Here is a 22,314-nt window from a genome sequence, read left to right on the forward strand (position 1 = left end):
TATAAAAAAAACAACAAGCTAGAATCTGAAACAAGTTTTGGCACAGATATTGCAGATAGGTAGATGTGCATATGATCGATAACCAAAAACTAAAAGGAGATATACCATGGGTACTTTTTCAAGAATAAGCAATGTGGTCCGCGCTGAGGTTGACGATGTTCTGAATAAGATAGAGGATCCCAGAAAGATGGTGCGGCAAATGGTTCGGGATATGGAGGACGCGCTGGATGATGCGGTGGTTGCTGTGGCACAGGCGATGGCCAGTGAGAAGTTGCTGGCGCGTCGGATTGCACAGAAGCGGGAAGAGTCGGCTTTGTGGGCGCGCAAGGCAGAGGATGCTGTGGATGTCGGTGAGGAGGAACTGGCGCGCAAGGCGCTGTTTCAGAAGGTGGTGGTTGATGAGGCGGTCAATACCCTGCAGAAAGCACGCGAGGAAGCGGAAGAGGTGACGGCGACGCTGAAGCAGCGACTCGCAGAACTGAAGGCGAAGTTGGCGTCTGCCCGCGCGCGACAAAGCACTCTGGCGATTCGCAGACAGGTGGTGGTGCAGGAGATGCGACAAGATGCGCGTGTAGAGGCTTATGATCGGTTTGTTCGGGATGTGGCGCGCGAGGAAGCGACTGCTGAGATCTATGCCGAGATGGCGGGCGATGCTCAGTTGGAAGAGGAGTTTGATCAACTGGAGCGAAAGCAGCGCGTCGAGGCGGAGATGCAGGTGTTGAAGGAGAAGATAAAACAAAGTGCAGAACAGAATAGTGAATCTGAGGAGGGGAAGTAATTATGTTGGCAAAATTATTCGGCATCGCCTTGCTGGTCGTCGGCGGGTTTGTTGCATTTTGCTTGCTGATGGCTCTCGTTGGAACGATTTTTAGTATTTTGATTTTTGCATTGAAGGTCGCAATCCCCGTGGTGCTGGTGTATCTGGGGTATCGGTTGATTACGAGAGATAGACATCAGGTTACGTATTGAATGATTGGTTGACAACCAATGAATAGAAGCCCCGGGCGTTGGATGACGTCCGGGGCTTTTGTGTACAAATGCTTGACAGAGAGACTTATTGAAGATTATTTTTTCTCATTCAGTGCTTATGATTGATAAGGTGGCTTGTATGGGAAAATTTTTTTTCAAACTACGATCGCGAACTACTGACCCGTTTGCGCGAGTAAAAAATTACCTGAAATTTCGCGTTGAGCGATTGTTGTTGAGCGGGGCGCATTCTCGATTGCTATTTATCGCGACCTTAATTGGCATTGTCGCCGTTGGCGGTGGTTTGCTGGTGCAGGGAACGGATGCACCTTTTGATGATCGCGAAACAGCTATCTGGTGGGCTTTTTTGCGTTTGACTGATCCGGGTTATTTGGGGGATGACGAAGGGCTTGCCCGCCGCGTGATTTCAACGGTGGTGACAGTGCTTGGATACGTGCTTTTTATGGGGTCGTTGATCGCGATTATGACGCAGTGGCTCAATCAGACGATTCGCGATTTTGAGCGCGGGCTTACGCCCATTGTGCGTCGCAATCACATTTTGATTTTGGGATGGACCAATCGCACATCCGAAATTGTCAGCGAGTTGATGCGTGCCGAAGGTCGCGTGCGCCGGTTTTTACAATTGCGCGGTGCGCGTGGGTTACACGTGGTGATTCTTTCCGAAGATGTGAGTTTGGAGCGCACGATGGAATTGCGGAGAGCACTGGGTCCTCTGTGGAATCCTAAGAAGATCACTTTTCGGTCGGGGATACCCCTGCGGATAGAACATCTGGAGCGCGTGGATTTTCAAAATGCGAGTGCCATTATTTTGCCCGGTGCGGATTTTGCCTATGGCAGTGCGGATGAATCGGATACGCGTATCATAAAAACACTGTTGTCAATAGCGAATCAGCGGGAAAAAGAAGATGGAATAGAAGTTCTACCCCTGCTGGTGACAGAAATTTTTGATTCCGACAAAGTGTTTATGGCTAAAAGGGCTTATAGAGGCATTTTAGAGATTTTGGCGAGTGATCTTTTTATTACGCGATGTATGGCACAAAATGTGCGTCATCCGGGATTGTCACAGGTGTTCCACGATATCTTGTCGCACGGGGTTGGCAATGAGGTCTATGTGCGAATGTGCGAGGAGTTTACAGATTTTCGTTTTGGCGATCTATCAGGTGCGTATCCCAAAGCGATTTTGCTGGGTGTGGTGCGTCCTCAAGGTGAAACTTTTTGCCCCCTGCTCAATCCGCCCGAGGATCTGATTTTGGAAGCAGAAGACCGGCTGGTCTTTTTGGCAGAAGATTACGGGGATTGTGAACCTCTGAGAAATTATCAGTTAGAACGCGTATCGCGTAAATTTCAAGAGGTGCCCCATGTGAGGGAAAAAGGCAAACGACGCATCTTAATTTTGGGATGGAATCACAAAGCTGCGGTTTTGCTTAAAGAATTCGGCAGGCAGATGCGCGAACAATTTGAGATCGCGGTTTTGTCTCTTATACCCTCGGCACAAAGAGAAGCTGAAGTAGCGCAAAAAGGTATTGACCCGCGCCGAGTCGTTGTCACCCATCGCGAAGGCGATCCCACTTCTCTGTCAGATTTAAGAGAAATGGAGCCAGGTGGGTATGACAATGTGGTGATTTTGGGCAGTGACTGGGTAGAGACACAGGAAGAGTCAGATGCGCGGACGATTGTGGGACATCTGGTGCTGAGGAATGTGCTGGAGGGGAGCACGCATGAACCAGAAATTCTGGTCGATTTGATGGATTTCGACAATATCGCGTTGTTTGAAGATTACGATACCGAGGTCTTGGTTACGCCAATGATCGCAAGCCATGTGCTGGCACAAGTTGCGTTGCGTCGGGAGATCAATGTCGTTTATGAAGAGTTGTTTGCCGCTGGTGGTGCAGAGATTTTCTTTCGCCGGGTTTCAGATTACGACATAGCAGGTAAAAATGTGAACTTTGGAGAGATAAAAGAGATGTCGGCATGTCGGGGCGAAATCGCGCTGGGCATTCGCTTGCAAAACGGCGGGGTTGTGCTCAATCCGGCGCGTGATGAACCATATATGCTAAGTGAATCGGATGATCTTATTGTATTGGTTCGGGAGGATTAAGTATGAAGCCATGGGATAATTTACGCACGGTAATTGAAGAACCAATCGTTTCTTTTGGCGAAATAGAAATAACGCCAGCCATTTTGCTGACGGCTACGCTGATTATTCTTATTGCGTATGGTATATCGCGGTTGTTGCAGCGCATGTTGCGGCGCAATGTGTTTGAACGGATACATTTAAACGAGGGTTCGCAGTCGGCTATTTGTCGCCTATTGCACATTGTTATTATGTGCATCGGCGTATTTATCGCCATAGAATATACCGGGATTAATCTGACGACATTGGCTGCGGTCAGTGCGGTATTGCTGGTGGGGATTGGTTTGGGGTTGCAAACTATTACTCACAATTTTATCAGCGGACTCATTATGTTGTTTGAGCGCCCCGTGCAGGAAGGAGATTTTGTGGAGGTGGGCGGTGTGCAAGGCCGTGTGCAGGCGGTCAATGCATATAGCACAAAGGTCGAGACCCTGGACAATGTGACGATTATTGTGCCCAATTCAAAATTTCTATCTGAAAATGTCACAAACTGGAGCTTTCAAGAGTCAAAAGTGCGTATTCATGTGTCTGTAGGGGTGTCTTACGGTTCCGATGTGGAACTGGTCGCGGAAACGTTGTTGGAGGTGGGGCGGGCGCATCCAGAGGTTTTGTCCGATCCCGAGCCGCAGATCCAGTTCCTGACATTTGGCGATAGTTCTCTGAATTTTGATTTGCTGGTGTGGATTGTGGATCCTACCCGTCAGTATTTTGTGATTAGCGATTTGAATTTTGCAATTGTCCAGGCATTTCGAGAGCGGGATATCGCGATTCCATTCCCACAGCGAGATTTGCATGTGCGCAGTGCCGTGCCCATGCATTTGCCGACATCATCTGAAAATGATCGGGGAGAATAATGTCAGTAGATAGACGACCTGTTGCCGGTGCGTTGATGGTCGGATTTGCAGCGAGTTTTTTGTTGTGTGGATATGAGTTTGTGCGGAGTGTATCCACGTCGTTGTTTATTGGGGCGTATGGGGCGCACAATTTGCCTTTTGTTATGACGCTGGCGCCTCTGGGTACGTTCGGTATGGTTTGGGGGTATGGGGTGTTGTTGTCGCGGTTTGGGTCTCGGCAGACTTTGTTTTTGACGTCGGTGCTTTCGGGTGGGGGTATTCTGGCGTGTTATGGGGGTATTTTATCTGGTTTTCATCCGGCGGTCGGGGTGTTATATGTGCTGCGCGAAGCGTATATTGTGCTGATTATTGAGCAATACTGGTCGTTTATCAATAGCGTCTTGCGAGATGATCAGGGGCGAAAGTACAATGGTCCGATCTGTGGGATTGCGTCGGTGGGTGCGATTTGTGGGGGGTTGATTGTAGGACAAACGGCGAAGGTGATAGGCAGTGAACATCTGTTGATTTTTGCAGGGTTATCTCTGCTGCCAGCAGCCTTTCTGGCGTGGTGGGCGTATGGTCTGGGGGGTGTGCCAGTTCAGGAGCCGGAAAAGCGGGGCAAGCTGGCATTGGGTTTGTTTCGGGATATTCCAACTTTGCGCTATCTCGCAGGCTTGATTTTTGTGACGCAGATGGTGTCGGCGGTGCTGGATTTGAGGTTCAGTGGACTGGTGGAGACGGCTTTGCCGATACAGGATGAACGCACCGCTTATTTGGGATATTTTTATGCTTTGTTGAATGGATGTGCGTTTGTGTTTCAGTTTGGCGTTGCACCCCTGTTGCTGCATTTTGTGTCGTTGCGAACCGCCCATCTCGGTATTCCGGTGGTTCATCTGATAACGTGTGGGGTGTTGTTGGCATATCCGACTCTGACTACTGGTGCGTTGGCTTATCTGGTGTTTAAGACGCTGGATTATTCGGTGTTTCGTGCGGCAAAAGAGTTGCTCTATATTCCGCTTTCGTTTGATGCGAGGTACCGGGCAAAAGAAGTGATCGATGCGTTTGGTTATCGCGCATCAAAGGGGATGACTTCGGGATTGATTGCACTGGCGGGGACCATTTCTTACAGGGTTTTCAATATTGGGCGGTTACCGGGATCAGTATATCCGCTTGTCGCATTGGGCGCGTTGGGTGTATGGAGCTGGATCGCGTGGGCAATTACAAGATCGGAGGATGATAGGGGGCGGCGACTACGGGTTTCAGAGGAAGTTGCTGATTTGTAGATGAGTGCTTGACATAAAATACCAAAACTTCTATTTTTAACCGCGCTGATAGGAAAAGGATAAAAATATGAATACAACCCGTCAAACATCCCCACAACTGAGAAAGGGTCCTGCCCAGGTGACAGGTTATCTGACACCGGGCAGTGCCATTGGGATTATACGTATATATGCCGCGAAGACGCTTGTGGGGTGTTGTTTGTCTTAAGCTATATACTTTTTGTATGACACACCGCCAGGGGCGTTTGCCGTGGCGGTTTTTTTGTGCAGCAATTTGGGGCGTTTAACCAGATGGGTGGGGTTGGGGGTATCCTGTTCATCCTTCCATCACTGGATAGAGGCATTCCAGTGCAGGCTCTGCCCATCCTGATCCTGATAGGAGTTTTTAATGTTTGAGAAAGTAGATACAAATGTGAATTTTCCCAAAGAGGAAGAGAAGGTGCTCGCTTTTTGGGATGAGATCAGGGCATTTGAAAAATCGCTCGAGATCCGAAAGAATAACGACGAATACGTTTTTTACGATGGGCCGCCTTTTGCGACGGGTTTGCCGCATTACGGACACTTGCTGGCCGGGACGATTAAAGATGTGATCCCGCGCTATCAAACGATGAATGGCAAATACGTAGATCGCGTTTTTGGATGGGACTGCCACGGTTTGCCCGTAGAGTACGAGCTCAGTCAGGAACTGGGCTTGAATAGCAAAAGTGAGATTGAAGAGTACGGGATTGCGGAATACAATGAGGCCTGTCGGGGTATTGTTTTGCGCTATACTGCCGAGTGGCGACAATTCGTCAAGCGAATCGGGCGCTGGGTCGATTTTGAAAATGGATATCGCACGATGGACCGCGACTATATGGAGTCTATCTGGTGGGTGTTCAAACAGCTTTGGGACAAGGGCTTGATCTACGAGGGACACAAAATTTTGCCTTACTGTCCCCGGGATGCAACACCTTTGTCCAATTTTGAAGCCAATCAGGGTTATGAGATGGTGCAGGACCCGGCTATTACCGTTGCGTTTAAACTCAAAGAAGAATCGGATACATATCTGCTGGCGTGGACGACAACGCCCTGGACACTGCCGTCAAATCTGGCAATGACTGTGCACGAAGATATAGATTATGTGTATGTCAAAGATGAGGATGTGACGTACGTTCTCGCTGAGGCGCGTGTGGATACCTATTATCCCTCGGGAAGACCCGAGATTGTCAGGACCGTAAAGGGGAAGGAACTTCTCGGTCTGCAATACGAACCGCTTTTTCCCTATTTTGAAGATCTGCGCGCGGAGGGGGCGTTCCGCATTATTACAGCAGAGTTTGTGACTACTGAAGAAGGGACGGGTGTTGTCCACACGGCACCTGGATTTGGTGAAGACGATGCCGAAGCCGGTCGCGTTCACGGCGTTCCGTCTGTTTGTCCGATTGATGCCGAATGTCGTTTTACGTCTGAGGTACATGACTACGAAGGGCGTTTTGTCAAGGACTGTGATAGCGATATTGTGAATCGCTTAAAAGAGGAGGGCAAACTCGTTCACCGCTCTACACATCATCACAGTTATCCCCACTGCTGGCGGTGTGAGTCGCCCCTTATTTACAGGGCGATTTCGACCTGGTTTGTCAATATTGAGAAGATTAAAGACAATATGCTCCGTGCAAACGCGCAAATTCACTGGGTGCCCGAACACATCAAAGCGGGGCGTTTTGGCAATTGGCTGGAAAATGCGCGGGATTGGGCGATTTCCCGCAATCGCTATTGGGGTTGTCCGCTTCCCCTGTGGCGAAATGAAGAGACGGGTGAGACTGTGTGTGTTGGCTCTATCGGCGAGCTGGAGGAACGCACGGGTGGCAAGTTTGACGATATCCACAAGCATTTTATGGATCCGGTTATTATTGAGGGTGAAACGGGGCCATTGACCCGCGTGCCCGAAGTGCTCGATTGCTGGTTTGAGAGCGGTTCTATGCCCTATGCACAACGCCATTATCCGTTTGAAAACAAGGAGTGGCTGGACGCGCATTTCCCGGCGGATTTTATCGCTGAGGGATTGGATCAGACGCGGGGCTGGTTTTATACGCTTGTGGTGCTCGGCGCTGCCCTTTTTGACCGTCCGCCGTTCGAGAATGTGGTGGTCAATGGTATGATCCTGGCGGAAGATGGGCGCAAAATGTCCAAGCGTTTGAAGAATTATCCCGATCCGATGCATATTATGAATACGTATGGTGCAGATGCGCTGCGTCTCAATATGTTGTCTTCTCCTGTGGTGCGCGGGGAAGATCTCGCGTTTTCGGAACAGGGGGTTCAAAAGACGATGCGCAGTGTGCTGCTGCCTTTGTGGAATGCGTATAGTTTTCTCGTTACTTATGCGCGTGTTGATAACTGGCAGCCCACGTCGGATCGGTCAGATCATCCGCTTGACCGCTGGATTCGCGCGCGTTTAAATCATCTGGTGCGCGATATTCGACAGGGTCTGGATCGCTGTCACTTGCAAACAGCGGCCACGCGATTTGCAACATTTATCGACGATATGACCAACTGGTATATCCGGCGCAGCCGACGGCGTTTCTGGAAGAGCGATAATGATAGCGATAAATTGTCTGCTTATGCGACGCTCTACCACGTGCTTTTGACGCTGGTTAAAGCACTGGCGCCTTTCGCGCCGTTTATCACGGAGACTATCTACCGGAATTTGCGCGCGAGCGATATGCCGGAGTCCGTGCATTTGTGCGATTATCCCGATGTGATCGAAGCCGATCTGGATGAGAGACTGGAACAGCAGATGGCGCACACGCGGACAGCGGTCGGGTTGGGCAGGTTCTTGCGCAGTCAGGCCAATGTCAGGACCCGACATCCTTTGCGTGCGGTGATTCTCGTGTCTATGCAGGAGGATGTGCGCGAAGACCTCAGGGCGTTACAGGATATTGTCGCGGATGAGTTAAATGTGAAGCGCGTGGATATTCGCGACGATGAAGAGGCAGTGGTGACGCTTTCTGCAAAAGCCAATTTCAGAGTGCTGGGGCCGCGTTTGGGAAAAGATATGAAGGTGGCCGCGGGGAAGATTGCGGGTCTCGGCTTTGAGGAAATCCAATCTTTGCGCGAAGGTCACGCGCTGTCATTGGATTTGGATGGTGCGGAGTCTTTAGATCTCACGGTGGATGATATTTTGATCCAGCGCGAAGAGAAAGAAGATATGGCAGTGGCCAATGAAGGCGATATTACAGTGGCGCTGGATTTGCACAGAGATGAAAATTTAGTACGCGAAGGTCTGGCGCGCGAAATCGTCCATGTGATTCAAAATATCCGCAAGGAGAAGGGGCTGGATGTTTCAGATCGGATTGCAGTGACATATATGGATAATGGCAATTCTCTGGCACCTGCTTTCGATCAGTTTCGGGATTATATCATGGGTGAGACGCTCTGTACGAGATTGGTTCGCGCAGATGAGGTAGATGGCGATGCGGTTGACCTCGAAGGCCAGGCCGTGCGGTTTCTCGTCGAGAAAACAAGTGTGTTATAAAATCAACGAATCAGCGAATCAACGAATCAGCGAATCAACGAATCAACGAATCTAATGAAGCAGGTAATGTATACATGAAAGCCGTCATTGCGGCATGGTTTTAGCCGCAATCCAGAGGTTTTGGGTGGTTGGGCGGGGTTCGTCTATTCGTCTATTCGTCTATTCGTCTATTCGCGCTTTGTATTGCAGTAGTAATCAATGCATTTCTTTTTGGTCGTGTAGTGTAATCGAAAGAGCTATGATGCAAAATCACGCACGGGTCGTTATTATCGGTGCCGGTATCGCCGGTACCAGCGTGGCCTACCACCTTGGACAACTGGGGTGGAAGGACATTGTGGTCCTGGAAAAGGGTCCCTTGTTCAAAACCGGCGGCTCGACTTCCCACGCCCCCGGCCTCGTTTTCCAGGTCAATGTCTCGCGCATGATGTCTGTCTTTGCCCGCGAAACGACCCAGCTCTACCAACGCCTTAGTCCACCCGACGGCGAGCCATTGTGGTTTGAGGTCGGAGGATTGGAAGTCGCGACGACGCCTGAGCGGTTCGACGACCTCAAGCGCAAGGTCGGGGCTGGCCGGACCTGGGGCATTGATACCGGCTTGCTCGGCCCGGACGAGGTCCGCGAAAAAATCCCGCTGTTGACCGACTCGATTTACGGTGCTCTGTACACGCCCGGCGATGGCATTGCACGGGCCTGGCAACTGGCCGAGGCTATGGGAGACCAAGCCCAGGCCAGCGGGGCCGCGAGGTTTTATGGAAATACCACAGTAACCGGTATTGACGTGGTCGGGGGCCGCGTGGTTGCGGTGCATACTGATCGCGGGCATATCCGCACCGAGGCCATCGTCTGTGCCGCCGGGATATGGGGGCGCCTGATCGGTCAGATGGCCGGCGTCTCCCTGCCGCTGGTGCCTTTTTGCCACCTGTACGCCGAAACAACTCCCTTGCCCGAACTCGCTGGGGAAACCATGCAATATCGGCACCCTATTCTCCGCCATCAGGACCGGGCAATCTACTGCCGGCAAGAGGGCAAGGCGTACATCATCGGCTCCTACGACCACGAGCCTGTGCGCGTCGAACCGGAGGATATCGAGTCGCACGAGGAAGCCCCCGAGATGCCTTCAATGCGGCCCTGGTCGGCCGCGGCCTTCCGAGAGGGGATGATCTCGGCCAGCGAACTGCTGCCAGCACTTGGTCGAGCCGCACTGTCCCGCAAGGTCAACGGCTTGTTGCTGTTTACGCCAGACGGAATGCCCGTGCTTGGCGAGGCTCCTCAGGTGAAGGGGTTTTGGTCAGCCGAGGCGGTGTGGATCACGCATGCTGGCGGTGCTGGCAAAGCGGTTGCCGAGTGGATGGCAAACGGCCAGCCAACCATGGATTTGCGCCACGCCGACCTCGCCCGCTTCCTTCCCTACCAGCGCACCGCGTCCTATGTCGTCCAGCGCAGTACGCAGCAATACCGCGAGGTTTACGACATCATTCATCCGGCCCAGCCGATAGCCGCCCCGCGCGGCCTACGCCTCCTCCCGTGCCATCAACGCTATCGGGAACTGGGGGCCGTCTTCGTCGAAAGCGCGGGGTGGGAACGGCCTCAGTGGTTTGAGACCAACGCGGTCCCCACCGACTACAGTCACACCCGCAGCGGCTGGGCGGCGCGTTTTTGGTCGCCGATCATCGGCACAGAGCACCGCGCTGTCCGCGAGCGCGTGGGGCTTTTTGACTTGACTCCATTTGCCAAATTTCGCGTATCTGGGCCGGGGGCCCTGGCGTTTTTGGACTATTTGGCCGCCAACCGCTTGGACCAACCCGAGGGCCGCATTACCTACACCTCAATGCTTACGCCACAGGGGGGCATCCAGTGCGATTTGACCGTAACACGCCTTGCCGACGATCAATTCTTCATCGTCACTGGTGGCAGTACCGCCGAGCGCGACAAGGCGTGGATCCACCGGTACATGCCCACAGATGGCTCAGTTGTCCTGTCCGATGAGAGCAGCCGCTGGTGTTGTGTAGGCGTTTGGGGTCCCAGGGCGCGCGAACTACTGCGTCGCATTACCGACGCCGACGTGTCTGACCGCGCATTTCCCTACCTGACCGCGCAGCATCTCGACATCGGCGCAATTCCGATTCTTGCTTTGCGGGTTTCCTATGTCGGCGAACTCGGCTGGGAACTTTACGCGCCGTTCGAGTTTGGGCAAGCCCTGTGGGATGAACTTTGGCGAGCTGGCCAGCCCCACGGCGCGATTGCCGCTGGATTAGGGGCTTTTGACTCTCTGAGGCTTGAAAAGGGCTATCGGCTTTGGGGCAACGAACTCCACACCGAGTACAATCCGCTGGAGGCCGGACTTGCTTTTGCGGTGCGGATGGAGAAGGGGGACTTCATTGGTCGGGCGGCTCTCGTCAGGGCTCGTGTGCAAGGCCCGGCGCGAAAACTCTGCTGTCTGACCCTTGACACACCCAACGCGGTGGTCATGGGAAACGAGCCGATTTGGATCAATGACCGCATAGTTGGCTATGTCACCAGTGCCAACTACGGCTACTCTATCAACCGCGGGATCGCCTACGGCTATCTGCCGGTGCAACACGCCCGCGTGGGAACCCATGTGGAGATCGAATACTTTGGCGAGTTTCTCTCAGCTACGGTTGCCTCCGAACCTTTGTGGGATCCGCAGATGATGCGCCTCAAGTGCTGAGGACCTGGCATGCTGCAAAAAATAATACGCCCTCCTTTCGGGGGCGTATTATTGTATCCGGCGGCTGGCGCACCCTGTTAGTTGACGTAATCGCGGCCTTTGCGCTGCGCCACTTCGCGGATGTTGGGGTTTACCGATGGGCGAAAGGGCACCTCGACGATCTCGGCGGACACCGCGCAGTCGCCGTATTCGGGGGGGAGGTGGACGCGCAGGGCTGTCCCGATGGCCCGCATTTCCCAGGGCACATAAGCCAGCGCGATGTTGGTTTCCAACTCGGGCGAAAACCACGGCGAGGTGACGTAGCCGAGCGGATCACCGCCCTCGGCGGCACTAATCAGCCAGAAGTCGTGGGCATAGTCCGTCACCGGCATTCCTCCGAAGGTGATTCCGACCAGTACATTGCGAAATGGAGGTTTCCCGGCCTCGATGGCCGCCCGCACCTCGTTGAGCTTTTGCTTGTCGATGTAGGCGGCCTGCTTTTTGCGCGGCACCTGGTAGCCGAGATTGCACTGGAACGGCAGGGTTTCCTGGTCCATGTCCTGACCCCAGGAGAGGATGCCTGCAGCGATGCGTCGGTGATGGGCCGGGGCAATTACCATCAGTTGGTGCCGCTCGCCGATTTCGAGCAGTGTGTGCCACAGGTCTTCGGCGTACAGAGTGGCGTCTCTGAGGTAAATTTCGTAGCCTTTCTCGCCGCTAAAACCGGTTTGCGAAACCACGACTGGATGTCCGGCCACTTCCCCTTCCATCAAGCCATAAAACGGAATATCGCGCACGCGCTCGCCAAACAGATCGACCATCAATGCCTCGGACTTCGGTCCTTGAATCTGCACTGGTGCCACATCGATTTCGCCGATGGACACATCGTAGCCCAGTCCTACTTTGACACCGCGCAACCACATTTCCAGGTCGCTGTCTGCCAGCGAAAACCAGTACTCGTCCTCGGCGAGGCGCAACAACACCGGGTCGTTGAGTATGCCGCCGTCTTCATTGCAGAGGATGACGTACTTTCCGTGCATTGGTTTGATGAGGGTGGCGTCGCGAGTGATGACGTAGTTGACAAAGGCGTCGGCGTCTGGTCCCTTCACCTGGATCTGGCGCTCGACAGCCACGTTCCACAGCGAGACGTGATTGACCAGCGCGTCGTATTCGGCCATAGCCCCGCCATCTTGCGGGCGCACATAGCCGCGCGGGTGGTATATGCGGTTGTACACGGTGGCACGCCAGCACCCAGCCTCCATTGATAGATGCCAATACGGCGATTTGCGGACGCGGGTGGAAATGAGCATTTCTACCGGGGTCGCGCCGGACTGGCGGAGATTAATGGGCACGCACCGGTCAGACTGATCCACGCTGATGCATTGGGTACCTGATCGGGAGCGGTTCATGGAATATCTCCTTTTGATGATGCACCGGGTCTCAGTCCGGCTACAGGGACAACCAGTAGATAATGATTTCGCATGAGTTGTTCAGTTGTGATGGCTTCATGTCCTGCTTTTATACAACCCCAAAATACCCACCGCGATCAATACGCCCGCTGTTGGTCCCGCTATGTCCAATCCCAACCAGAATCCTTCTTTCCATTCGACGCTTTCAGTGCCAAACATTTCATCTACGACGACCACTTGCTGCTTGTTTTTCGTAAAGATCTGAGTTCCGTCTATCATCCACTTTGCACCTATACCTATCGCGAGTATAAATGCGATTATGCTGACGGTTTTCCACATGGCCTACTCCGCATTTTGAGACTGCCCTTGCCTATTTATGCTTTATATGATAAATTGAATCACAGGGATTTTGGAAAATATCTCAGATGGAGACCTATCATGCAGATATTTATTAGCCATTCGCATAATGATGCAATGTTTGCCAGGAAAGTTGCATCTTTGCTTCAAGATCAGGGTTTGAATGTTTGGGAAGCGAGTAACGAAATTTTCCCCGGAGACAATTGGGCAGCTAAAATCTCTCAAGGGTTACAAGAATCTAACGCAATGGTTGTATTGCTAACGCCTGAATCATTAAAATCCATCTGGGTGCAACGCGATGTAGAATATGCTCTCGGAGCGCTAGAATATAGTGGACGTCTTATTCCTGTTCTTATTGATCCAGATAAAACAATTGCAGAAGATGATATACCCTGGATTCTGAAGCGTTTAAATATCATTGACTTGACTGAACATGAAACAGAAGAAGACGGGATTCGCAAAATTGCCGATACCCTCCTGGCATCTTCCTAATTCCTCTCCCAAAGTACAGCCCTTCCATGCTACCTGAAGAAGTTTTCCTTTCCCATTCGGACCATGATCGAGAATTTGTATCTCATTTAGCCAATGTAATACGCGATCACGGTATTCCAGCCTGGTATAGTCGCACTGATATTTTAGGCGCACAGCAATGGCATGACGAAATTGGCCTGGCACTAAACAGATGCGATTGGTTTGTGATTATACTCTCACCCAACTCTGTGGAATCTCGTTGGGTAAAAAGAGAACTGCTTTTCGCTCTTGACCAATCTCATTTTGGGGAAAGAATCATCCCTCTGTTATATCGAGATTGTGATTATGAAAAACTGTCCTGGACATTGTCCATCTTTCAAATGGTAGATTTCACGAAAAATTTTGATGATGGATTTCGCGATTTGTTCCGAATATGGGGTATAGGATATAGAAATCCGTGATCAATAATTCCAGTCCCAGCCTCTCTTAGTCCCTCACCTCGTACTTTTCTTACACCACCTTCCGTCTATCATCGCTGACTGCTGACTGCTCTAATATAATAATACTTGCAATAATATAGGGCTGCGTGCAATAATCTGCGTGCAATAATTTGACGAGGGTGGTGGTGCGAGAGGTGGGATATAGTGGGATAGCGCGGGGTGATGCGGGAAATCGGCATACGACACGAAAAAGCCCCCGATCGAGAAGATCAGGGGCCGAGTTTTTTGCGGGTACCGAGCAGGCTATTCATTCTCGTTCAGAGCCGAAAAGCTCCATCTGCTGAGGCCCCGAAGTTCGCGCGATGTATTCATCCCAATGCCTGTCCCTGCACATATCGCAACGGCTAAATTTGCCGTGATCCGTATAGACCCACCAGCAGTCGCCGTGCGTACCGCAGTAGTGGCACTTTGCGCGGTGGGGGATTGTGTGGCGCAAGTAGGTCGGAATCGACTTCGTGGCCATATCAGCACACCCTGTTTTCTTTTACCCTGTCGAGTTCGATAATAACCCGCGCGGCCTGGCGCCGTGTCAGCACGCGCATAAGCGGGGTGGTGTTGTCCGTCGAAGTCTTGTACAGAATGCGGATAAAATCCCGCAATTCTTGCTGCCAGAACTCCGGAAAAACTTGTTGCGCCAGGCGATTTAACCTGGCGATCTGGATCATGGTGGGCTTCTCTGGTGTGCCGAACTTCGACGACGAGAGGCCGCCAAACTCCCCGTCTGCCAGCCGCATCAAAAGCACTTCTTTTTCGTCTTTCCCTTCAGGTACCTCAACGCTGCCTCGGTCAATCTGGTGCGTCGCAATCACCCGTTCGATGGCCTCTTCAATCGTCATATCCACACCCCGTCACGATTTCAAGCTGATCAATTTTTCCCTGCTCTTCCCATGCGACATAGGCCACTTCGACAGTGTTGAGCAGGCCGTTGAGAGCCGGGCAATCTGTTGGCATATCGACGAGGTCGTGGGGGCTTGCAAAATCCCGGTATGCCAGCATGATGTCATAGAAACTCTTTTCGTTCTGCGGGCTACCTTTCGCCTGGTCGATGACCGACTTTAGCCTGTCCGTCAATTCCTGCTTTGGTTTGCCTGGGACAGTCGTCATGCTGTGCAGTATCTGGCGGGCGAGCTTGCACCGATATTCGTATGGATTCCGCTCGTCATCCAGTGCGTAAAGTGCCGCCAAAATGGTGAGGGTGTCATTTTCTGTCATGGTATCTGCCTCTTAGTTGAGTTTTGGGCCAAATTGTGACTTGCTCAGTTTGTGTTCCATCTCCTCAAGCAAGTCTTTATCTATAGACTCTCCTTTATCTGCGATATCGCTCGTAAGGTGCATAAACATCTCAAGCAGGTCCATCAGCCTGCCTTCCCTGGCCGAGGATTCCAGCACCTTATTCCATAGGGTTTGATTGAGGGCAACCTCAGAGCCTCTGTGGTCTGACTTGAGATAGAGGATGGGCAAAATCTTCTTACGCATATTCTCACTCCTTATCGGTATAGGTGCGCAGATCCAGCATGAGTTGTTCGGCCAAGTCGCCGATCGGGATGTCTTTCAGTCGCCGCATGCGATAGAGTAGCGACAGGGCGCCGCGGTAGTAGCGCTCCACGATCTCTGCAAGCTCTTCTGGTGTCTCCACAACAAAATACCCCGCAGGCGAATGCGGGGTGGAGCCAACAGGCAGTCCATGCACCTGCACGAGGCTCTTGATGATGTTCCTGAGTCTCCGTGCAGGCATTCCGGCAGCGACGCTTAGCACTGCCTGCGTGACCGCTTCATCCCTGCCGCGATGGGAGGTCGAGAGCATGTCCCACACCAGCGACTCATCGGGGGTGAGACGGCTGAGGGCCTCGTACTGTATCGTCATCTGTTCCATCTGGCTTTTCCTGTGATTTTTTCCAGACCTGTCGGACACGCGACTCGTCGCGACGGATGAGCGTGTCGGGCTCTTGGTCTGGGTGGTGGGCGGATTGGTAGGCCATCCTTCGTCGCTTTGAATCGACCCGCGCCTGCTCGCGTGTCTTGATCCGCTCGCGCAGGTCGGATATGAGCACCTTCGCACTCAATTTCGTGAATACAGCCGAGGCTATATTTCGATAGGCCATATCAGCTTCCTCTTCGAGCAGCACCGAGGAGAGAGCAAGGTGCGACAGGTGCTTGATCTGTTTTTTCGTCGCTGGCTCTGCGATCTTGGCATGGAGCAGCTGTCCGACAGCCCCTGGCAGGGATACTCCTGTGCGTATATCCGCTATGAGCGACTCGATGCTGATGCCTTCGAGCAAGATCACCTGGCGACAGAGGGACAGGATGGCCGCGCGCTGCCTGGCCGTGCTCTTTTCTGCTTCTGTGGATGATGCGGGAATGTGGTATCCCACTGGGCTGCGCGACGAATAAATGATCTGGTAGCCCTGGTCGCGCAGTGCGCGGATAGATGCTCGCACATCATCCGTATCGGACTCGATATCGGCCCCGATCTGTGCCGCTGTGATCGCATTATCTCTCCCGATACGGTGCCTCAATGCGAGCCATGTCTGCCGGGTGGTATCGGTCATCGTGCTGTCTCCCCATATTTGGCGTCCAGGCCGGGGCAGTGCCCCTTGCCCGGCACATACACTGTCATTACAACGTTCTCCGGGTTCACGACCAGCCGCAGATCAGCGGCATCCACAAAGCGGTGGCCACCCGGCAGTGTGCGCGTGGTGCTGCCCGTCGCATATGCCGCCTCAATCTGGGCAACGACCAGCTTTGTGGCGCAGTCCCGAACGCGGGTCTTATAGCGGAATATTGCGTGTGCGGACACTGTGAGCTTCACGCCGCCACCTCCTCTAATCCAGCCCGTCTGAGCACACGCATCTCCCATCCCTGCGGACGGGTGAAATCGACTGTGAGGAGCGGGTTCGGTTCAGGAATCTCTCCCCCCTCAATCGCATCACAGCACGCGGCACGCGCACGGCTTTCCCTGAGGCACTCCCGACAATCCTGCCCTATTTCATTTTCTGTCCGACCGGCACCACGCGCTGGGCATTCGAGCGCAGCATCCAGATCCTCGATCATCGCGGTGATAAGGTCATTCTGCTCGCACCGAATAATACGGACATATTCGGGTGCGTCGGGCGAGTCGCGCCATGCTATGCACTCATCCAGCGTGCCTGAAAAAAGCGGCTTGCTCCCATCGTATCCGAAACAGCTCCAGTCCGCAGGGTTGACTTGTTCGGGGTCACGCCCATCAAGTAGTGCTCGCATCGACGCTTCGTGGACATAGAGCCGTTGGCCATGCTTTTTCGTTCGCATGTCCGTATTCTTTGCGGCGGTGTAGATCGTCTGGGGCGGGATGTCCATCTGCCTGGCCAAGTAGGCGGCATTCACAAATCCACCAGGCAGGCGTGTGGCGACAGGGGCTTTTCGGTGCTTCTGTGTGCCTCCGTTTTTCCAGTGCCTGGCGAATGCTTCTATGTCAGCACGGTCATACACGAGCCTATATCCCCGCCCCTGCTTGAAGGGGGTCCGTGTGTGTGGAATTGCGCCTGTGCGCGCATATTTCAGGATGGTATGGATAGAGCACCCGACGACCTCGGCGGCCTCTTGAGTGCTGATTAGGTCGGTCATTTTTCTCTCCTTGCAATGGCCTCTGCGGCCTCATCAATGGTATCGTGATCCGAGATGCCCTTTCCGTCCACGACGATCGCAGAGCCATCGTCGAATCGGTACAGGATGGATATCTCAGGAAAATAGATGGGCTTGTCGTCGTCCTGCTCTGTGATCGCGCGCAGCGCAGATAGGATCGTGCTGTGGTCGGTATCTGGGGTCGGCCCCCCGAATACATACTCGGCATATACGGATGTTGCGATGCTCATAGCGCCTCCAGTATCGCTGATGTCGCCCCCAGGACGTAGAACAGCGTCCACAGGACCACAAGGGCGATCACGCCCGCTACGATGGCGTAAAAGATGTCTCTCAATAGATGTCTCATGTCTGCTCCTCATTAAGTGCAGCCCACAGCCCGTCGCTGTGAATATCCCATTGGTCGAGCCGGTCGCATACGACCAGGCCCTCAATTTCCAGCGTATAGAGGAGTTTTTGCGTCTGCGAATGTGGCACGCCGATGGTGCGGGCTATCTGCCCTGCCTGCATAGGATGTATGGACGAGAGTAGCGTCCGGATAATGGCGGTCGCCTCTCGCACAGCCTGGACTGTGCAGGCCGGGATATGGTATTGTGTCTGTGTCATGTGCATAGTCCTGCCTCCTTAAATGATGGGTCGCGCCCGACACCCTTCCCCTGAAACTGACTGAAACTGATAGTGCCAGGTGCGACCCGTTGTGCCCGCAGCCTCCTCTCGCCCTCTCCCCTGCTAGCGGATTCGGCCAAAGCGAGCACTCCCCCTCTCCCTCTAGTCTGGAATGATCTCCGACAGCCGGACCAGCAGGTCTTGCACGGTACCGCTATCGACAGATTTAGACAGCTTTGCAAGCACCACATGGGCACTCAGGTCGCCCATGCCTTTTTGGTATCCGAGTGCGGAGATTTCGGATGCGATCCGATGATACAGGTGTGCGTCATCGTATATGTCGGTGTAATCCTCGCGGGATACCGCGAGGGCTGGCGTCTCTTTCATGCGACCATCCTTTCATCTGCGGCCCGGCCCTGAACACCAGCAGTCGTCCGGGCTGTGGCCTGGGAGGCGGACACGATTTCGGCAGTGATGACAGGTTCTGCGATATCGTGTGCAAATGTCAGGCAGCGGCGCACCATAGAAATCATTTCCGAGATGGTGCGAGACGCCCCCTGGATTGCCCCAACGCCGTCGGGTGAGAATATGTCGCCCGCGGCTCTGCCTGCACGCGAACAGGCCAGGACGAGATATTCTGCCACATCCGATATGTCACTGATTTCGATGTGCTCAGCCTGGGCATCTGTCCCGAGCAACGAGACTTCGCTGGATAGCCTGCGCCGCAAAGATGACGATCCCACCAACAGCAATGAGATGGGAGGCGCAAAAATACCCGCGATTTCCCGCAATGCCCGTGCCGCGACCAATGTTTCTGTGGGCACAGCCTCTGCGTCGTCTATATACAGCGTGCAGGTGCCATATTCGCTTATCGCTCCTTGGATCGCGTCCCTGGCTGCGCGCGCGCGATGTTCCAGTGAACGGCGCGACGGCTGACCTGTACTGTCCAGGATGGCTTCATAGAGATGCCCCGGCGTCATTCTATTGGTCGGCGCGAGCGGCCGGATGACATAGCGGTCTTCTGTAGCGAGTGTCGCTATGGTCGATTTTCCCGATCCTGGCGAGCCTATGAGAGTAGCGATACCCCTCTGGTCATCTATGACAGACCGCACCTGCTCGATGGTGTCCGACATGCCCTGTGTGATGATCGCATCATCTGCCGATTCAGGCCGACAAAACGGATCGTGTGATAGGCCGAAAAACCGAAAAAGTTTCATATGTAGCTCCTTAAGTTTGGTGGGCACGCCCGACATCCTTCCCCTCTCCCCTGACGGAATTTAACCGGACGCGCCCATATAGGTTATGTACCTGTGAGTTCTCGATACTCCGACAGAGAGATCTTGTCTCTGCCGGAAAACATGTCATCCACCTGCCCAATAAGTGCCCGCCGCCCTTCCCTGAGCAATCGGGTCTTGACCTCGATTTTCGTCATCTCCGGCTCAGGCGCGGGTATGGGGATAGGGGTGACGGTGTCTGGCTCCTGCTCATACATACGCACCGGATCGAAATCGCCTATATCCGTCTCGTAGGCAGCCGCGATGTGCCGTTCCCTGTCGGATGTCGGCAATGAGCGGATATTCCCGGCCTTATCGGGTGCGGCCTGGACGGCATCGATGATGTGACTTTCCTGGTCAATGACCACGATGAGGTGCTGGGATCGGGCAGGGTGGGTGCTGGATCGCACATCAATGCGCTGTCCCACCAGCGAGAGAAATGGCTCGTGGCGGGGTAGCTGGTACTGGACACCATTCAATCTGACGGTCAGATCGGCGAGCACGCGGCGTGTGTGAGCCTCGTAGTAGTAGATGAGGAGCTTTTCCTCATCCGGTAGCAATCGCACGCTTTTAAGCCCGCGGCGAAAACGATCAAGCGGCACCTCGCCCGTCACGCTGTGGGGGCGGGTGTTCTTTTCCTCTACGATTTTTTGCAGGTGCTCATTCGCCTCGTCGATGGACACAGGCTGGCCCTGGTCGTAGAGCACCATGAGCAGGCGCGAAAGGCGACCCTTCAAGTACTTAATCGCGCCGGATTCCACCTTGCCCTTCGCCGCGCTGTTGCCCGGCTGGTGGGGTATGTATTCCACACCCATATCGCCCGCGAACTCCTGGAACCGGGTGGCGCGCGGGGATCCGTCCTTATCCCCATAGAGGATGTCGGGGACGCCGTAGAGTCCATCATCGACCTTTTCCCAAGCACGGATACAGAAGTCCATCCAGGCGTCGGTGTCTTTTCTCCTCCCCACCTCGGCGTACAGGCAGCGGGAGTGGTCGTCGACGAGTGCGACGAGCTGCAGTCGGGGGTAGCCATTTTTTTCCCGATTGGGTCCGAGATCCACCTCAAAGCCAACCACATTTTCGCCGTCCTGAACGAAATATGGCTTCAATTCCGTGAGATCGATCTGGTGGATCTCATTCGACCGCTCGGCCTCAAATCGCCTGTGAGGCTGGTCTTTGAGCCTGTTGCGGTATGACGCGCCTGGTATTTTTCCAGGCTTCGTGAGCTGGCGATCTGAGATACCGGCCTGGCGCCGCCACGCGTTAAAAGTTCCCACATGGATGGGTTGGGCGATCCATCCATGCGCGAGGGCATGGGCGATGACTTCAGATGCGGACATGCCGTATCGCACGGAGAGCGAGAACATCGCCTTTTTCGCTTCTTCAGAAACAGCGGAGCGCCGCACGCCCCTATCAGATCGACGTTTCCGGGCAGATATACCCCCGTTGCGCGACCAGCGGTAGATGGTGTCTATAGAGCAGCCGAGTTCATCTGCCCACAGGGCGGCACGGGATTTTTTTGCGCGGCCTGATAGCGGACGTAGCGAGTTGCGGACTTCGTTTTTCACAGCCTCATCCATGTGTTCCTCCCATGAGCACATTACGCGTTCGATAGACAAACCCGTCGATCTCGTCGAGGAGTGTCACGAGCGAGTTGCGCTCCTGTTTCCTGGTCAGATCATCACCGTCCGATAACAGCACCCACTCAGCGATCCGATCCTGTGCCTCCTGGAGTGCGGACACCCCATCGACGAGGGGGCGGTGGATGTGCTCGTTGAAATGGATTTCTGTCTGGGTGGGCAGGGGCGTGGTGGGCGTGGGAATGATCAGCTCCCGGATCTTTTTGGCGATGTCTCGCACAGACAGGTCACCGACTTCACCCAATGGCACATCGCCCAAATGGCCTACCATGAGGCAGTCGGCGATCAAGTTTTCAGGCAGGCGACGAAAGAGCAGTGCCTTCGATTTTGACTTGATGTTCGCGTCGTGGAGCAAATGGTAGAGGTTTGTGTCCGAATCGCTGTAGGCATCGGAGAGCCACAGGCATTCGTCGGCGCGCTGGAACGGCATAAATTTTTCTACCCATGAGAGGTATTCGCCATAATCGAGCAGCCCGCGTGCGCGGTGGAGATACTGCCCGATGCGGATGGAGTCTTCAAGGATGGAAAATTGGCACCGATTGATGTTGTTTTCGATCTCTTCGATCTCGGAGTAGGTGGTTTCGTCGTGCGGTTCGGTGTATAGCTGAGGCTGTGCAGGCATGTGGTATTCCTTTGTGCTTGAAAGGCGCCTAAATATTGGTTATTATTAGGTGTTGTTTTTGTTTGAGGTGGGGGAGCGAGCAGCAGATTGGTCGATCGCGCTCGCCCCGCACCCCTACCGGCCCGTGAGGAATGGCCGGCGTTTGCTTTTTACTCAGGCCATATTGCGTCTATAGGTTTGTCGAGTATCTCAGAAATGTGCTGTCGAATGGCAGGTGAAGGGAACGGCAGGCCGTAGATACTGTTCCTGACGGCCGAGAGCGTCCGCCCACACTCATTGGCCACATCGACCATGAGGTAGCCGCGTTTTTTTAGGCTGGATCGGATTTCGGTTGGCGACATTGCAGTTCCTTCTTGAGGTGTGTTACAAACTTTAACATTGTTCCGGTCGATCGGAACAATGTATAT

Annotated in this window: 25 protein-coding genes; 9 read left to right on the plus strand and 16 right to left on the minus strand. The window is 53.7% G+C overall.

Features of this window, described 5'->3' with window-relative positions; all coding sequences use genetic code 11:
* Window positions 1-106: 106 nt before the first annotated feature.
* The 7 genes from F4Y39_21115 to F4Y39_21145 all read left to right on the plus strand — a co-directional run bounded on the left by F4Y39_21115 (window position 107) and on the right by F4Y39_21145 (window position 11,431).
* The gene (locus tag F4Y39_21115; GenBank protein MYC16234.1) at window positions 107-778 is read left to right on the plus strand and encodes a hypothetical protein; all 672 of its coding nucleotides are present in this window, start codon (window positions 107-109) and stop codon (window positions 776-778) included.
* A 2-nt stretch (window positions 779-780) separates the two neighbouring features.
* Complete coding sequence (locus F4Y39_21120; GenBank protein ID MYC16235.1) at window positions 781-969, plus strand: hypothetical protein; 189 nt, start codon at window positions 781-783, stop codon at window positions 967-969.
* Between the two features lie 118 nt (window positions 970-1,087).
* Window positions 1,088-3,085: an ion channel DMI1 gene (locus tag F4Y39_21125; GenBank protein MYC16236.1), complete on the plus strand. Its 1,998-nt coding sequence runs from the start codon at window positions 1,088-1,090 to the stop codon at window positions 3,083-3,085.
* A gap of 143 nt (window positions 3,086-3,228) precedes the next feature.
* The gene (locus tag F4Y39_21130) at window positions 3,229-3,975 is read left to right on the plus strand and encodes a mechanosensitive ion channel (GenBank protein MYC16237.1); all 747 of its coding nucleotides are present in this window, start codon (window positions 3,229-3,231) and stop codon (window positions 3,973-3,975) included.
* A complete protein-coding gene (locus tag F4Y39_21135; protein ID MYC16238.1) occupies window positions 3,975-5,237 on the plus strand; it encodes a hypothetical protein in 1,263 nt (420 codons plus the stop codon). Before F4Y39_21130 ends, F4Y39_21135 begins: the two co-directional genes overlap by 1 nt.
* Window positions 5,238-5,622: 385 nt before the next feature.
* Window positions 5,623-8,742: an isoleucine--tRNA ligase gene (locus F4Y39_21140; protein ID MYC16239.1), complete on the plus strand. Its 3,120-nt coding sequence runs from the start codon at window positions 5,623-5,625 to the stop codon at window positions 8,740-8,742.
* A 241-nt stretch (window positions 8,743-8,983) separates the two neighbouring features.
* Window positions 8,984-11,431, plus strand: coding sequence for an FAD-dependent oxidoreductase (locus F4Y39_21145; GenBank protein MYC16240.1), 2,448 nt, complete (start codon window positions 8,984-8,986; stop codon window positions 11,429-11,431).
* A gap of 77 nt (window positions 11,432-11,508) precedes the next feature.
* Here the strand turns inward: F4Y39_21145 and F4Y39_21150 are convergent, their stop codons facing one another.
* Window positions 11,509-12,819: an aminomethyl transferase family protein gene (locus tag F4Y39_21150; protein ID MYC16241.1), complete on the minus strand. Its 1,311-nt coding sequence runs from the start codon at window positions 12,817-12,819 to the stop codon at window positions 11,509-11,511.
* 72 nt (window positions 12,820-12,891) lie between these two features.
* Between F4Y39_21150 and F4Y39_21155 the strand changes: the two genes are divergently transcribed.
* Window positions 12,892-13,668, plus strand: coding sequence for a toll/interleukin-1 receptor domain-containing protein (locus F4Y39_21155; protein ID MYC16242.1), 777 nt, complete (start codon window positions 12,892-12,894; stop codon window positions 13,666-13,668).
* Window positions 13,669-13,694: 26 nt separating this feature from the next.
* The gene (locus F4Y39_21160) at window positions 13,695-14,108 is read left to right on the plus strand and encodes a toll/interleukin-1 receptor domain-containing protein (protein ID MYC16243.1); all 414 of its coding nucleotides are present in this window, start codon (window positions 13,695-13,697) and stop codon (window positions 14,106-14,108) included.
* A 286-nt stretch (window positions 14,109-14,394) separates the two neighbouring features.
* Here the strand turns inward: F4Y39_21160 and F4Y39_21165 are convergent, their stop codons facing one another.
* From F4Y39_21165 to F4Y39_21235, 15 genes are all read right to left on the minus strand, one after another.
* Complete coding sequence (locus F4Y39_21165) at window positions 14,395-14,610, minus strand: hypothetical protein (GenBank protein MYC16244.1); 216 nt, start codon at window positions 14,608-14,610, stop codon at window positions 14,395-14,397.
* A 1-nt stretch (window position 14,611) separates the two neighbouring features.
* Window positions 14,612-14,989 carry a hypothetical protein gene (locus F4Y39_21170; GenBank protein ID MYC16245.1) on the minus strand — a complete coding sequence of 126 codons (378 nt, stop codon included), beginning with the start codon at window positions 14,987-14,989 and terminating at the stop codon, window positions 14,612-14,614.
* A complete protein-coding gene (locus tag F4Y39_21175) occupies window positions 14,973-15,359 on the minus strand; it encodes a hypothetical protein (GenBank protein MYC16246.1) in 387 nt (128 codons plus the stop codon). The genes F4Y39_21170 and F4Y39_21175 overlap by 17 nt, the downstream gene beginning before the upstream one ends.
* 12 nt (window positions 15,360-15,371) lie before the next feature.
* Complete coding sequence (locus F4Y39_21180) at window positions 15,372-15,623, minus strand: hypothetical protein (protein MYC16247.1); 252 nt, start codon at window positions 15,621-15,623, stop codon at window positions 15,372-15,374.
* 4 nt (window positions 15,624-15,627) lie between these two features.
* Window positions 15,628-16,020: a hypothetical protein gene (locus F4Y39_21185; GenBank protein ID MYC16248.1), complete on the minus strand. Its 393-nt coding sequence runs from the start codon at window positions 16,018-16,020 to the stop codon at window positions 15,628-15,630.
* Window positions 15,968-16,696 carry a hypothetical protein gene (locus F4Y39_21190; protein MYC16249.1) on the minus strand — a complete coding sequence of 243 codons (729 nt, stop codon included), beginning with the start codon at window positions 16,694-16,696 and terminating at the stop codon, window positions 15,968-15,970. The genes F4Y39_21185 and F4Y39_21190 overlap by 53 nt, the downstream gene beginning before the upstream one ends.
* Window positions 16,693-16,956, minus strand: a complete 264-nt coding sequence (locus tag F4Y39_21195; protein MYC16250.1) for a hypothetical protein — start codon at window positions 16,954-16,956, stop codon at window positions 16,693-16,695. Before F4Y39_21195 ends, F4Y39_21190 begins: the two co-directional genes overlap by 4 nt.
* The gene (locus F4Y39_21200; GenBank protein ID MYC16251.1) at window positions 16,953-17,750 is read right to left on the minus strand and encodes a helix-turn-helix domain-containing protein; all 798 of its coding nucleotides are present in this window, start codon (window positions 17,748-17,750) and stop codon (window positions 16,953-16,955) included. The genes F4Y39_21195 and F4Y39_21200 overlap by 4 nt, the downstream gene beginning before the upstream one ends.
* A complete protein-coding gene (locus F4Y39_21205) occupies window positions 17,747-17,998 on the minus strand; it encodes a hypothetical protein (protein MYC16252.1) in 252 nt (83 codons plus the stop codon). The genes F4Y39_21200 and F4Y39_21205 overlap by 4 nt, the downstream gene beginning before the upstream one ends.
* Before the next feature lie 112 nt (window positions 17,999-18,110).
* Complete coding sequence (locus F4Y39_21210) at window positions 18,111-18,377, minus strand: helix-turn-helix domain-containing protein (GenBank protein MYC16253.1); 267 nt, start codon at window positions 18,375-18,377, stop codon at window positions 18,111-18,113.
* Between the two features lie 156 nt (window positions 18,378-18,533).
* Entirely contained in the window at window positions 18,534-18,758 is a 225-nt protein-coding gene (locus F4Y39_21215) for a hypothetical protein (GenBank protein MYC16254.1), read from the minus strand.
* The gene (locus F4Y39_21220) at window positions 18,755-19,624 is read right to left on the minus strand and encodes an ATP-binding protein (protein MYC16255.1); all 870 of its coding nucleotides are present in this window, start codon (window positions 19,622-19,624) and stop codon (window positions 18,755-18,757) included. Before F4Y39_21220 ends, F4Y39_21215 begins: the two co-directional genes overlap by 4 nt.
* Window positions 19,625-19,671: 47 nt before the next feature.
* Window positions 19,672-21,264 (minus strand): transposase family protein, encoded by a 1,593-nt coding sequence (locus F4Y39_21225; GenBank protein ID MYC16256.1) that lies wholly within the window; start codon window positions 21,262-21,264, stop codon window positions 19,672-19,674.
* The gene (locus F4Y39_21230; protein ID MYC16257.1) at window positions 21,218-21,907 is read right to left on the minus strand and encodes a DUF3102 domain-containing protein; all 690 of its coding nucleotides are present in this window, start codon (window positions 21,905-21,907) and stop codon (window positions 21,218-21,220) included. The genes F4Y39_21225 and F4Y39_21230 overlap by 47 nt, the downstream gene beginning before the upstream one ends.
* A gap of 149 nt (window positions 21,908-22,056) precedes the next feature.
* Window positions 22,057-22,248, minus strand: coding sequence for a transcriptional regulator (locus tag F4Y39_21235; protein MYC16258.1), 192 nt, complete (start codon window positions 22,246-22,248; stop codon window positions 22,057-22,059).
* Window positions 22,249-22,314 lie beyond the last annotated feature (66 nt).

This window comes from Gemmatimonadota bacterium, assembly GCA_009838845.1.
Taxonomy (GTDB): Bacteria; Latescibacterota; UBA2968; order UBA2968; family UBA2968; genus VXRD01.